At 51.5% G+C, this 12,600-nt stretch carries 11 protein-coding genes; 8 read left to right on the forward strand and 3 right to left on the reverse strand.

Features of this window, described 5'->3' with window-relative positions; translation table 11 throughout:
- Window positions 1-5: 5 nt before the first annotated feature.
- The gene (gene serB / locus EO763_RS02555) at window positions 6-983 is read right to left on the reverse strand and encodes a phosphoserine phosphatase (protein WP_039493862.1); all 978 of its coding nucleotides are present in this window, start codon (window positions 981-983) and stop codon (window positions 6-8) included.
- Between the two features lie 156 nt (window positions 984-1,139).
- Between serB and EO763_RS02560 the strand changes: the two genes are divergently transcribed.
- From EO763_RS02560 to EO763_RS02595, 8 genes are all read left to right on the forward strand, one after another.
- Complete coding sequence (locus EO763_RS02560) at window positions 1,140-1,838, forward strand: YtjB family periplasmic protein (protein WP_161527994.1); 699 nt, start codon at window positions 1,140-1,142, stop codon at window positions 1,836-1,838.
- A 208-nt stretch (window positions 1,839-2,046) separates the two neighbouring features.
- Window positions 2,047-3,636 carry a peptide chain release factor 3 gene (prfC, locus tag EO763_RS02565; protein WP_039493854.1) on the forward strand — a complete coding sequence of 530 codons (1,590 nt, stop codon included), beginning with the start codon at window positions 2,047-2,049 and terminating at the stop codon, window positions 3,634-3,636.
- A gap of 503 nt (window positions 3,637-4,139) precedes the next feature.
- Window positions 4,140-4,748 carry a molecular chaperone OsmY gene (osmY, locus tag EO763_RS02570; protein WP_010296295.1) on the forward strand — a complete coding sequence of 203 codons (609 nt, stop codon included), beginning with the start codon at window positions 4,140-4,142 and terminating at the stop codon, window positions 4,746-4,748.
- A 145-nt stretch (window positions 4,749-4,893) separates the two neighbouring features.
- Window positions 4,894-5,055 (forward strand): DUF1328 domain-containing protein, encoded by a 162-nt coding sequence (locus EO763_RS02575; RefSeq protein ID WP_003019081.1) that lies wholly within the window; start codon window positions 4,894-4,896, stop codon window positions 5,053-5,055.
- 138 nt (window positions 5,056-5,193) lie between these two features.
- Window positions 5,194-5,382 (forward strand): CsbD family protein, encoded by a 189-nt coding sequence (locus tag EO763_RS02580; RefSeq protein WP_010284712.1) that lies wholly within the window; start codon window positions 5,194-5,196, stop codon window positions 5,380-5,382.
- A 114-nt stretch (window positions 5,383-5,496) separates the two neighbouring features.
- A complete protein-coding gene (locus EO763_RS02585; RefSeq protein WP_161527995.1) occupies window positions 5,497-6,294 on the forward strand; it encodes a TatD family hydrolase in 798 nt (265 codons plus the stop codon).
- 423 nt (window positions 6,295-6,717) lie between these two features.
- Complete coding sequence (locus tag EO763_RS02590) at window positions 6,718-7,995, forward strand: NupC/NupG family nucleoside CNT transporter (RefSeq protein ID WP_161527996.1); 1,278 nt, start codon at window positions 6,718-6,720, stop codon at window positions 7,993-7,995.
- Window positions 7,996-8,144: 149 nt separating this feature from the next.
- Window positions 8,145-8,861 (forward strand): 4'-phosphopantetheinyl transferase family protein, encoded by a 717-nt coding sequence (locus EO763_RS02595; RefSeq protein ID WP_161527997.1) that lies wholly within the window; start codon window positions 8,145-8,147, stop codon window positions 8,859-8,861.
- A gap of 217 nt (window positions 8,862-9,078) precedes the next feature.
- Here EO763_RS02595 and EO763_RS02600 read toward each other — a convergent pair whose 3' ends face one another.
- The gene (locus EO763_RS02600; RefSeq protein WP_161527998.1) at window positions 9,079-11,052 is read right to left on the reverse strand and encodes a TonB-dependent receptor domain-containing protein; all 1,974 of its coding nucleotides are present in this window, start codon (window positions 11,050-11,052) and stop codon (window positions 9,079-9,081) included.
- Between the two features lie 84 nt (window positions 11,053-11,136).
- Window positions 11,137-12,387, reverse strand: a complete 1,251-nt coding sequence (locus EO763_RS02605) for an MFS transporter (protein WP_161527999.1) — start codon at window positions 12,385-12,387, stop codon at window positions 11,137-11,139.
- Window positions 12,388-12,600: the final 213 nt, after the last annotated feature.

Consider the following 12,600-nt stretch of genomic DNA (forward strand, 5'->3'; position numbering starts at 1 on the left):
ACTGATTAACGCTTTTCGTGTCTCATGCTGCCGCTGAGTATGCATAGTACACCAGTCAGGTCGGCATGACGGATGGTCACCGCAGATTGCTCATTGACCTTCGGTTTGGCGTGATAGGCAATGCCTAAGCTGGCTGCCTTGATCATCGGCAGATCGTTTGCGCCGTCGCCAATCGCAACGGTCTGATGCATTGGGATTTCCAGCTTTTCCGCCAGCTGTTGCAGCGTGGTCGCTTTATATTTTGCATCGACAATCGTGCCGATGACGTCGCCGGTCAGCTTGCCGTCTTGCATGCCTAACTCGTTGGCAACAGCGGCTACCAGACCTAACTCATCACGTAAATAATCAGCAAAGTAGGTAAATCCGCCCGACGCAATCGCGACGTGCCAGCCTGCTTCCTGAAGCTGACTAACCATATTACGCAGGCCCGGCATTAGCGGCAGGTTTTTGAGCACCGTCTGTAAGATATTGGCGTCGGCACCTTTTAATGTCCCTACGCGCTGGCGCAGGCTGTCAGCGAAATCCAGCTCGCCGCGCATCGCGCGTTCGGTGACTTCAGCGACCAGTTCGCCTGTGCCCGCCAGTTTGGCGATTTCATCAATACATTCGATCTGAATCGCGGTGGAATCCATGTCCATCACCAGCAAACCCGGCGAACGCAGCGTTGGCGCATTACGCATGGCCGCGACATCGATACCCAGTTCGTGAGCCAGCTTGGTTGCGCGTGGCGTCAGCGTGCCTGCCAAACGCACGACCTGATAATCGCCCACGTTCCAGGCGCTCACGATCACCATCGCGCTCCCCAGCTTACGCTGGTAGCGGGAAATCAGGTTCTTATCGAGGACATCGCTGTAAATCAGCCAGCCGGTGTCTCCAGCGCGGTAATCAAGCGGCATCACTTCGTCACCGCTCAGTGATAATGGCAGTCCCGGCCAACAGTTGATCTCATCAGAGAGGTCACGATAGGTCAGACTATTCGACATGGGGTAAATCCTCTGCTGGCAGTAGTGCGATAAAGTCGTGCGATAAAGAGGGATGTGGCGTCGACCAAACATATCCCTCCAAAAACTGGGCAACAAGCTATCCTATCGTCGGCGCTTCTGGCAACATGAAAGTATCCAAATCGTGTAAGGATTATCATGGTTCGCGCTCGGTTGAAATTTCGTCTACACCGCACGGCAATTGTGCTGATTTGCCTCGCTCTGCTAGTGGTATTAATGCAAGGTGCGTCCTATTTCAGTTTGAGCCACCAGATGGCGCGATCTGAACAGGTTGAAGATCTGGCGCGTACGCTCTCCAGACAGGTGGCTTACAGCCTTTCTCCGCTGATGGGTAGCGTGGATGATAATAGTCAAAAAATTAATACCATCCTCAAACAGCTTACCGATCACAGTCGTATTCTGGATGCTGGCGTGTATCAACAGGACGGCTCGCTGGTGGCGCATATCGGTGAGCAAGTGCAACTGAGAGACCGGCTGGCACTGGACGGCAATCGGGTCGGTAGCTACTTTAACCATCAACTGGTACAGCCGATTGAGGGAAAAGAAGGGCCTATCGGTTTCCTGCGTATTACTTTAGATACCCATGTGCTGGCGACCGAAGCCAGACAGGTGGATAACACCACCAATATTCTGCGTCTGATGATTTTGCTTTCACTGGCTATCGGCATCATTCTGACCCGTACGCTCTTGCAGAATCGTCGAACTCGCTGGCAGCAGTCGCCCTACCTTCTCACGGCCAGTACGCCAGTGAAAGAAGAAGGGGATGAGGTAGAAAGCGACACGCAGCCGGACAGCGGCGCGGTAGTGAAAAAAGACGGGGAAGAGAAAAGTCTCTGATACGTTGGTGGCCAGGCGTACTAAATAAACAGCAAAGCAGGTGATAGCGACCTGCTTTGCTGTTTATGCCATCACCGATTGTGTCTGCACGTTAAATCAGGGAAAATGCTCGGCTACAGTTTATTTCCGCTTTGCCTGACGATCTGACATCGGTGTGTTGTTGACTTGATGCTGACGCCGGGTGGCTAACAAAAGAAACCTGAAAATCATGTCTCCAAGTGAATACGCCCGCGAAGTCTCCAAAAGAAGAACGTTCGCTATCATTTCTCACCCCGATGCCGGTAAAACCACGATTACCGAAAAGGTCCTGCTGTTCGGACAGGCGATCCAGACTGCCGGTACGGTAAAAGGGCGTGGTTCAAACCAACATGCGAAATCCGACTGGATGGAGATGGAAAAGCAGCGTGGTATCTCTATCACCACGTCCGTGATGCAGTTTCCCTACCGCGAATGTCTGGTTAACCTGCTGGATACCCCAGGACACGAAGACTTCTCCGAAGATACCTATCGTACGCTGACGGCGGTGGACTGCTGCCTGATGGTGATCGACGCCGCAAAAGGGGTCGAAGATCGTACGCGTAAGCTGATGGAAGTCACTCGCCTGCGCGACACCCCGATTCTGACGTTCATGAACAAGCTTGACCGTGACATCCGCGATCCGATGGAAGTGCTGGATGAAGTCGAGAGCGAGCTTAAGATCGCCTGTGCGCCAATTACCTGGCCGATTGGCTGCGGCAAATTGTTCAAAGGCGTGTATCACCTTTATAAAGATGAAACCTATCTGTATCAGACCGGTAAAGGCCATACGATTCAGGAAGTGCGCATCGTTAAAGGGCTGGATAATCCGGAACTGGACACTGCCGTTGGCGAAGAGCTGGCGGCACAACTGCGTGAAGAGCTGGAACTGGTACAAGGGGCATCGCACGAATTTGAACTGGACGCGTTTCTGGCAGGGGAACTGACGCCGGTCTTCTTTGGTACGGCGCTGGGGAACTTCGGCGTTGACCACATGCTGGATGGGTTAGTCGCCTGGGCACCTGCGCCGATGCCGCGTAAAACGGATACCCGTGAAGTGACGGCGGCGGAAGAGAAATTCACCGGCTTTGTGTTCAAGATTCAGGCCAATATGGACCCGAAACACCGTGACCGCGTGGCGTTTATGCGCGTGGTGTCCGGAAGATATGAAAAGAGTATGAAGCTGCGTCAGGTGCGTACGGGTAAAGACGTGGTGATTTCAGACGCGCTGACCTTTATGGCGGGCGACCGTTCCCACATTGAAGAAGCCTACCCGGGCGATATCATCGGGTTACACAACCACGGTACTATCCAGATTGGCGATACGTTTACCCAAGGTGAAGATATGAAATTCACCGGTATCCCCAACTTTGCGCCGGAACTGTTCCGTCGTATCCGTCTGCGTGACCCGCTCAAGCAGAAACAGCTGCTTAAAGGGCTGGTACAACTGTCCGAGGAAGGTGCAGTGCAGGTCTTTCGTCCATTGACCAACAACGACCTTATCGTGGGTGCCGTCGGCGTGCTGCAGTTCGATGTGGTCGTTGCCCGTCTGAAAACGGAATACAACGTTGAGGCGATTTACGAGTCGGTGAACGTTTCTACTGCGCGCTGGGTTGAGTGCGGCGATGTGAAGAAGTTCGAAGAGTTCAAGCGTAAGAACGAGCTGCATCTGGCGCTGGATGGCGGTGATAATCTGGCCTATATCGCACCGACGATGGTGAACTTGAACCTGACGCGGGAACGTTATCCAGAAGTGGCGTTCCACCAAACGCGCGAGCATTAATTTTGATCGGTGGCGCCACGGTTTCATGAAAATCATCGTGGCTGTGGCGTTTAAATAGTGACCATCTTGTTAAAATAATCATCACTCGGTTATGCTTGGCTTTAGGCCAAAAGTGCCGAGTGTTTTTATTTTTAAATGTATTAAAAAACAAAGTATTAGTCTTTTTTTCTTCCTGCTGTTATTTCTCGCTTCGGTGCAACAGACAAATCTGAATTGCTGCGCATATTCCCTTGTTCCCCTGTGATTTTCCATTCTGTAGGCTATAGTTAACAGCGTGTTAACTGATTTAGCTTGTTCAACTGTTAGTGCAATTTAAATTGGTTCATTATTTTGATTTGTTTCGTATTTGCAATTCAATACTCTGATTTTTTATGCAAGTAGAGGGAATCATCGGAGTATTGATAACGTCATTATCACCTTGATTTGCTGATGACGGTGCAGCCGTTAACGTGACCCAAATCGGTTTTTCGGGTTTATAGAAGAGCATAAGAAGGAAGACATCGATGAAAAAGACCAAATTGACACAATCGCTGATCGTAGTTGCTCTGGGTTCGATTCTGGCTGGCGGTGCCATGGCTGAAGAAACGTTAGGGCAGAAAGTAGAGCGTATCGCGGACACAACTGGTGCAAAAATCGATAGCTCCGCCAATAAAGCTTCTGGCTACGTCAGTGACAGCGCTATCACAGCAAAAGTGAAGAGTGCGTTGTTGGAAGACAAATCGATCACCAGCAGCGATATTTCCGTTGAAACATCAAATGGCGTCGTCACGCTGAGCGGCTTTGTTGGTAGTCAGGAATTGAGCTCCCGTGCGGTAGAAATCACTACGCAGGTTGAGGGCGTCCAGTCTGTCAGCGATAAACTGCAGGTGAAAGATAATCAATCACAATCGGTTGGCGCGTATGCCGATGATGCCGTGATTACCAGCACCATTAAGGCCAAACTGCTGGCGGATGACATTGTTCCGTCCCGTAAAGTGAAAGTCGAAACGCAGGCTGGCGTCGTGCAACTGAGCGGCGGGGTGGATAACAAAGCGCAGTCCGACCGTGCTGAGAGTATTGCGAAGGCCGTCGACGGTGTGAAAAGCGTCAAGAACGACCTGACAGTTAAATAACCCTTTGATACAGGGTTATCCTTAATGGCGGATAACCCTACCTAATCCGCATAATAAAACACCACCTGTGGATACGCAGTCAGGACGCACGAATGGCGTCAGGATGACCACCATGATTTTTCATTTTGTCTGGTAAGGAGAGCGTATGTTTCGTTGGGGTATTATCTTTTTAGTTATCGCACTGATCGCGGCAGCACTGGGTTTCGGCGGATTGGCCGGTACAGCAGCTGGCGCGGCGAAAATCGTCTTTGTGGTCGGTATTATTCTGTTTCTGGTTAGCTTGTTCACGGGGCGGAAACGGCCGTAGCACAGCGCATTCTTTCATTCTTTCTCTATAGAAAGAAATGTCATACAGAGCACACAGCCGCGCCACGCGGCTGTCATATTTTACCGGCACACTGTTCACGTATTTGCTGCATTTCGACAGTTTATCAGGAGGTTTATGATGAATAGCGATATCGTTGTTGGCAAATGGAAACAGTGGAAAGGGAATTTCCTCGCGCTGTGGGCCGATTGGTTTGACAGCGACTGCGCCTGGCTGGAAGGGAGTAACGATTACCTGTCCGGCGTCTTGCAAGAGGGTTACGGAAAAGCACACGAAGAGGTATCCTCAGAGAAAACCACGTTACACTGAGGTCTCACCGCAACGACAAGTCCGATTCTGCCATGAGGCTTTGGCAGAATAGTTCTTGGGCGTAGATTAGGTCGCCTCATCTTGACGGACCTAATTTTGACGGAGATAAACGACGTGTCCGCTGAACGATACCGTTTTATCGATACCCACTGCCATTTTGACTTCCCCTTATTCTATGATGACGCACCGGAAAGCTTGCGTCTGGCACAAGACGCTGGGGTTGAGCGCATCATCATTCCTGCCGTGGCTTCTCAGCATTTTGAGCGCGTCTTGACGCTCTCTCGCACTTACTCACCGCTCTACGCCGCACTGGGCCTTCACCCGCTTTATATCGCCGAGCATCAGGAGAGCGATTTGCTCCGTCTGGAAGACGAACTGCGCCAGTTACCCGCCAAACTGGTGGCGGTGGGGGAAATTGGGTTGGATCTCTATATGTCGGAACCGCAGTTTGAGCGGCAGCTTACCTTCCTTGAGGTTCAGCTTCGGCTGGCGAAAAAATACGATCTCCCGACGATCCTGCACTCGCGACGCAGCCACGACAGGTTGGCGCAATTACTGCGCCGTATCGACGTGCCACGTACCGGCGTGGTTCACGGGTTTGCGGGCAGCCTGGCACAGGCGCAGGCCTTTATCCGGCTCGGCTATTACATCGGCGTAGGGGGAACCATAACCTATGACAGAGCGAATAAAACGCGTCGGGCAATCGCTCAACTGCCGTTAGATCGGCTGCTGCTGGAAACCGACGCGCCCGACATGCCGATGAGTGGCTATCAGGGGCAGCCAAACCGACCAGAGCGTATTTCGTATGCATTTCAAACACTGTGTGAGATACGTACAGAACCGCCTGAAGACATTGCCGAGGCGCTGTTGCAGAATTCGCTCAGGCTGTTTGGCCGACTTACGCAGGCCTAACGCGGTTACACGACGATTATTCCCCCGAAGCTGAAAGATGTGCTGCAGCTTCTGATTTCGCTTATTTCTGTGCGGCAACAGGCAGAACAGCCATTTCAATTTCATATGCCAACCATAGAATTGTGATGAAGATCACTTTTCTGTACTTTGGGCTGTTCGATGTTGTATGTATTTGTGACATAAATTAGCGACCTTCACGGGCCTGTCTTTATACTCGTCATACTTCAAGTTACATGTGCGTTGGCCGCGTTCAGTTACCCGAATCACTTACCTGAGTAAGCTCATCGGGATGCCTTCGCTTGCCGCCTGCCTGAAACTTGAATTATTTAGAGTATGGGATTAGTTCGCCAGCGCATGTTTACCGTTCTGGTGACCCGATTTTTATTATGCTCTCACTTTTTCACGCGTTATAGGGAACTACACATGCAACTCGTTATGAGTCTCATCGGCATGACTGTTCTGATTTTGTTTGCGGTTATGCTGTCCAATAACCGTAAAGCTATCAGATTGCGCACCGTAGCCGGTGCTTTCATTCTTCAGATCGGTATTGGTGCACTGGTACTGTATGTACCAGTAGGCCGCAAGATTCTTGAAGGTTTGACGGGCGGTGTAGCAAACGTTATCGCCTACGGAAATCAAGGCGTTTCGTTCATGTTTGGCGGTCTGGTCTCCGATAAAATGTTCGAAGTATTTGGCGGGGGGGGCTTTGTTTTCGCACTCCGCGTCTTGCCGATTATCGTCTTTTTCTCTTCTCTTATTGCCGTGTTGTACTACATGGGCATTATGCAGTTGGTTATCAAGGTACTCGGTGGCGGATTGCAGAAACTGCTAGGCACCTCCCGTACTGAATCGCTCTCTGCGACGGCCAATATCTTTGTCGGTCAAACGGAAGCGCCGCTGGTGGTCCGTCCGTATATTGCCAACATGACGCAGTCAGAACTGTTTGCCGTGATGTGTGGTGGGTTGGCCTCAATTGCCGGAGCGGTGATGGCAGGCTATGCCCAGATGGGCGTGCCGTTGGAATACCTGATTGCAGCGTCCTTCATGGCTGCCCCAGGCGGGTTACTGTTCGCCAAACTGATGGTGCCGGAAACGGAAAAAACGCACGACCATGATGAGATGGTTGGCTTTGTCGATGAAGACGATCGCCCGGCTAACGTCATCGATGCGGCGGCAAGCGGTGCGGCGTCTGGTATGCAACTGGCGCTGAATGTGGGTGCGATGCTGCTGGCGTTTATCGCCTTGATCGCCGTGTTAAACGGTATTCTGGGCGGCATTGGCGGCTGGTTTGACTACCCGCAGCTGTCACTGGAACTGATTCTGGGCTGGTGCTTTGCGCCTGTTGCGTTCCTGATTGGTATTCCGTGGAGTGAGGCAACCGTGGCGGGCTCGTTCATTGGGCAGAAACTGATCGTCAACGAGTTCGTTGCTTACCTGAATTTCAGTGAATATCTGAAAGCGGATGAGGTGGTGCAGGCTGCGGGTTTGCAGGTTCTGTCGGATCATACCAAAGCTGTGATTTCGTTCGCGCTGTGCGGCTTTGCTAACCTTTCGTCTATTGCTATCCTTATTGGAGGTTTGGGCAGTATGGCACCGACTCGGCGTCAGGATATTGCCCGCTTGGGTTTGAAAGCGGTTGCGGCAGGTACGCTTTCTAACCTGATGAGCGCCTGCATCGCAGGGTTCTTCCTGGCCCTGTAAATGTAACCAGGCATTCTTGCAGTAGCGAGATGATGGGCGGCGGAAGTCGCCCATTGTTCGTTTAATCCCCTACATTTTTCATGGTTTAAACGTGGCTTGCGCAGCATTTACCGAATGCGGGTGCGATATGCTTGCCTGAGTGGAGCAACATGCTTTCTGCTTTTATTGATGATGTTGAATGGATTTCTTTTCCACGGGCAACGGACGGTGCCACCTACCCAGGTATTACTGCACGCTGCCATTTCCATTTGTCTGCCTACGACGACGCACTTTTTGCCGAGGCAAACATTCCTTTTTCCGATGCGTTAGAGCGCGCCGTACCGAAACGACGCGCCGAATTTTTGGCTGGGCGTTGTGTTGCCAAATATGTGTTGAACAAGCTGGATCACCCTAATTTTGTTCTGCATAGCGGAGAAGACCGCTCGCCGCAGTGGCCAGGAAATATTGCTGGTTCGCTGAGCCATAACAAAGACAGCGTACTCTGCGCCGCCCATTTACGTAGCGATGCGCTATCGTGCGTGGGTGTGGATATCGAAGGATTTATGTCCGACGAGCGTGCGCAGTCGCTGTGGCCCGGCATCATTGGCGATGAAGAGTTCCAGTGGTTTCAGGAGCGAGATGAGGCATTTAGCTGCTTGCTGACGATCAGCTTTTCGGCGAAAGAGAGTCTGTTCAAGGCGCTTTACCCGCAGGTCCGGCACTATTTCGATTTTCTGGATGCTCGGCTGGTGGCGCTGGATATCACCAAACGCGAGTTCGAGCTGGAACTGCTGACCGATCTGACGCCAACGTTTTATGCCGGACGCCGTTTTAAAGGCGCGTATCTGTTAAGAGAGTACGACGTCACCACGTTTCTCTGCTGCTAAAAAAGCCCGCGTTAGCGGGCTGGGGTTGCTGACAAAGTCCGTCGAGCGGGAGTAACGGATAGATCGTAAAGACGCTGCAAGTACGTCCATGTAAGCTCGGCTTGCGCCATCCCTGGCGCAAACGCTTTACTCTTCTATTCCGTTGCTCCCGTTCTCGTTCGATAAACAGATTTGTCAACGGTCTGAAGCCCGCGTTAGCGGGCTAGAGTCATCGGTATCAGAACTTATAGCTCACGCCGCCGTACACCGTACGTCCAGACAGGAAGTAGTCATTGTCAGTGGCAATATAGTCGCGTTTTTCGTTGGTCAGGTTAGTGACGCCCAATTTCAGATCCACGTTTTTAATCGGAGTATAGGTCGCGCCAATATCCACGGTGTTGAAGCCTCTGGTTTTAAGGACTTCCTTATCACGCAAATATTGGTTTCCTGTGTACTGATAGGACACATAAGTTGAGAGATTATCCAGTGCCTGCCAGTTCAACTGCGTGTTAACCGTATTTTTCGGGGTTTGCTTCAGGCGCTTTCTGGTGGTGCGATCTTCAGCATCGACAACCGTCCAGTTGGTGGTCCAGTTCAGATCATCAGTCAGATCGACCCAGAATGAGGTTTCAATCCCCTGAATACGTGCTTTACTCACGTTGTAATAAGTAAGATTGACTGGAGGCGTAGACCTGACACCATTCCAAGCCTCAGCTTGGATCATATCCTTGATATCATTATTAAATAAGGTAACGCCTCCACCGAAGCGTTCAGCTTCATAGGCAGTACCGATTTCATAACTGATAGAGGTTTCTGCTTTGAGGTCTGGATTGCCTATGCGTCGGCAGAATATGCGGCAGTCCGCTTTGGAATAGCCTTTGGTGAACTGAGCTAGCGTAGGCGCTTTAAAGGCCTTATTCACGCCGCCTTTGATCACCCAGTTGTCGGTTAAACTATACGTGGCGTAGGCGCGTGGGCTGAATTCTGTTCCATAGACTTCATGGTGGTCGACACGGCCACCAAACGTGAGGGCTAAATCCGCGAGTTTGAACTCATCTTGTAGGAAAAGAGCACTCTGGTTGACGTCTACTTTACCGCCTTTCATGTTCATGCTGTGTTCCAGTGATGTGATGCGGTATTCGCCGCCGCCAGTTAGCAGATGGTCGCCCAAGTAACCGGAGATTTGTCCATCAACTGTCTGATTATTCTGGGTAATATCGGCTATACTCTCATTAAGCTGAGAGTTGTCCATCAAGTCGATGTTTTCGTAGTAATAACGTAGCCGCGTATCAACATTGTCCCAGCTACCGTTATGCGTGAGTCCCAGAGCGAGGCGATCGATTTTTTGTGTATTATGAGCAGTGGTACCAAAGTTATTCCAGTCGACGAAACGGTCATCTTTGGTATAAGTCGCATCAAAATCCAGACTCTGCTGGGAATCGATCAACCACGTCAGGTTACCCAGCACGCTGTAGTTATCGCGTTTTTCCAAGGCATCTGAGTTACGATTCTTGGATTGTTCGGTACGCCACGCATCGCGCTTGCCACCATCAACAATCAAGCTACCCAGCAGCGTATTCTCTATCAGTGGGCCGCTAACGTAGCCATTCAGGCGATTGTTGTCACCGCCGGAACCTTCGGTCGGTGCCTGAAAGTTATAGCCGAGTTCACCAGCCACTTTCTCCCCCGGCTGGCGCAGAATCACGTTTACCACACCGCCCAGCGCGTCAGCACCGTACAGCGAAGACATTGGGCCACGAATCACTTCGATACGTTCAATCGCCGACATAGGAATGGAGCTAAGATCGAAATCATTCCCCATATCAGTTGCGAGTGATTCTTGGGCGTTGATACGGCGACCATTCACCAGCAGCAGCGTGTAGTCTGCCCGCATACCACGGATCTTGATCTCGTTACGGCCATAGGTAGTCGACGGGTTGATATTAATCCCCGGCAGCTTTTTCACCGCATCGGTAACGTTATTCACCGACATCTTTTCCAGCTCGGCGCGGGTGATGACAGAAACGCTGGCGGGAGCGCTTAGCGTGGTATGTTTCGTCTGTGTTGCTGTCACGACGATTTTTTCATCTGCCGCGTTTTCTGCCTGTGCAAGCGCAGGTAACGTTAGTAACCCGGTCACCAGCAGGGCGCGATACATCTTGCTGTGTGGGAAATGATGATGTGAAAAACGACTTTCCGGTTTTAGCTGCATGTCAAAGACCCCATCAAAGAGTGGAAAAAACATCCCTATAAATAGCGTGTTGTATTACGTGTATTGTTACGTGAATCGATCGGTTTATTGCCCTGTAGCCTGTGCAGGCTGGCGTGCGGCCATCTTTCGGCTGCGTTCAGCCAACTGCGGAATTAAGCGCAGGGTCAGCAGCATGGCGGCCAGCGCAAATACGGTGCTGGCGATAGCGAGCTGCGAGAATCCGTCAATTTTTCCCTCGGCAGAGGTGCTCAGATAAGCGGCAGAAGCGACGCTGGCAAGCCCAGATGCCACGTTGGCAGCGGTTCCCTGATAGGACATGAACGCGGCGCGCTGATGCGGTAGCGGAATACCGGCGGTAATTGCCAGCGTGCTGCTGGAGCGGGCTGCGCTGAGCGCCATGAACAGGGTGAACACCAGATACAGGGAAAGTGAAAAAGGCAGAACGAAACCGCAGAGAATCACAACGGCCAGCAGCAGCGTCGTGACGACAATCGTCCGGCTGGCATATCCTCGATCCAACAGATTGCCGCACAGCTGCATGGTCACCATGCTGGCCAGCCCGCCGCAGAGATAGAGCAGGGAAATATCATCCCGCGGGAAGGCCAGATTGAACTGAAAGTAGTTGGAAAAGTGGGGAATCAGCAGGAAATGACCGAACATTTGCAGCGACATGATCGTCAACCCCAACAGGAAAAGAGGCGATGCCAGCAGGTCATGTAATACCGAAGCGTTCGCTGTCGCGGGTGACGAACCTTGCTGAACCCGGTGCGTCGGCGGCATGGAAGGAAAAAACCACAGCACTAACAGCGCCAGTAGCAGACCGCCGAGGCCGAAAATATAAAACGGCGCTTGCCAGTTAATTCGGTGCGCCAGTTCCAGCGACAGCGGCATGATGACAATCGCCGCGAGCGAAAAACTCATGCCGACATAGGCCAGCTGCTTTCCGCGTTCGTTGGCCGGCACAATATCGACAACCGCAGCCATCAAGACACCGGATGCCGGCCCAGCAACACAGCCCGCCAGAATAAACAGCAGCAAAAGATCGGTTTGGCTGGTGGCAAACATGCAGGCTGCCGTCAGGCCAAAGCGCAGCGTTAGCAGCACGATCAGAGCATGTTTACGGTTAAATCTGTCCAGATAGGGAGCGGCGAGGAAGCCGACGATGGCGGAGGCAAACGTTGCACCGCCGCTAATGTAGCCGATGTTCTTAGCATCCATAGACAGTGCGCTAACGAAATCGGGGCCTAGCGGCATCACCATCATCAAGCTACCGAGGGAAAGCATATTAATGAGCAGCGCCAGATGCACAACGGATCGGGTGTGCGGGCGGTACATGCTTTCATCCATGACAGGCTCACATTTAGACATAAATAGTAAAATATTTGCGCAGTCTAGCGCAGCTTAATTTCTCTGACAATAAATGATAAGTATTTTCATTATCACCTGTGATGTGGGTTTTATAATCAATACATTCTTGTTGCTAACCATTACCCATTATGAAACATGAACAAAAAAATTGATTAACATCAATATAACCCCTAATTAATA

The organism is Pectobacterium odoriferum (genome assembly GCF_009931295.1).
Classification (GTDB): domain Bacteria; phylum Pseudomonadota; class Gammaproteobacteria; order Enterobacterales; family Enterobacteriaceae; genus Pectobacterium; species Pectobacterium odoriferum.

What these genes read in the sequence shown, in the direction of transcription:
- EO763_RS02605 (WP_161527999.1), bottom strand. Translation starts at nt 12,387, where the DNA reads ATGTACCGCCCGCACACCCGATCCGTTGTGCATCTGGCGCTGCTCATT.
- EO763_RS02600 (WP_161527998.1), bottom strand. Translation starts at nt 11,052, where the DNA reads ATGCAGCTAAAACCGGAAAGTCGTTTTTCACATCATCATTTCCCACAC.
- EO763_RS02560 (WP_161527994.1), top strand. Translation starts at nt 1,140, where the DNA reads ATGGTTCGCGCTCGGTTGAAATTTCGTCTACACCGCACGGCAATTGTG.
- EO763_RS02590 (WP_161527996.1), top strand. Translation starts at nt 6,718, where the DNA reads ATGCAACTCGTTATGAGTCTCATCGGCATGACTGTTCTGATTTTGTTT.
- prfC (WP_039493854.1), top strand. Translation starts at nt 2,047, where the DNA reads ATGTCTCCAAGTGAATACGCCCGCGAAGTCTCCAAAAGAAGAACGTTC.
- osmY (WP_010296295.1), top strand. Translation starts at nt 4,140, where the DNA reads ATGAAAAAGACCAAATTGACACAATCGCTGATCGTAGTTGCTCTGGGT.
- EO763_RS02595 (WP_161527997.1), top strand. Translation starts at nt 8,145, where the DNA reads ATGCTTTCTGCTTTTATTGATGATGTTGAATGGATTTCTTTTCCACGG.
- serB (WP_039493862.1), bottom strand. Translation starts at nt 983, where the DNA reads ATGTCGAATAGTCTGACCTATCGTGACCTCTCTGATGAGATCAACTGT.
- EO763_RS02580 (WP_010284712.1), top strand. Translation starts at nt 5,194, where the DNA reads ATGAATAGCGATATCGTTGTTGGCAAATGGAAACAGTGGAAAGGGAAT.
- EO763_RS02575 (WP_003019081.1), top strand. Translation starts at nt 4,894, where the DNA reads ATGTTTCGTTGGGGTATTATCTTTTTAGTTATCGCACTGATCGCGGCA.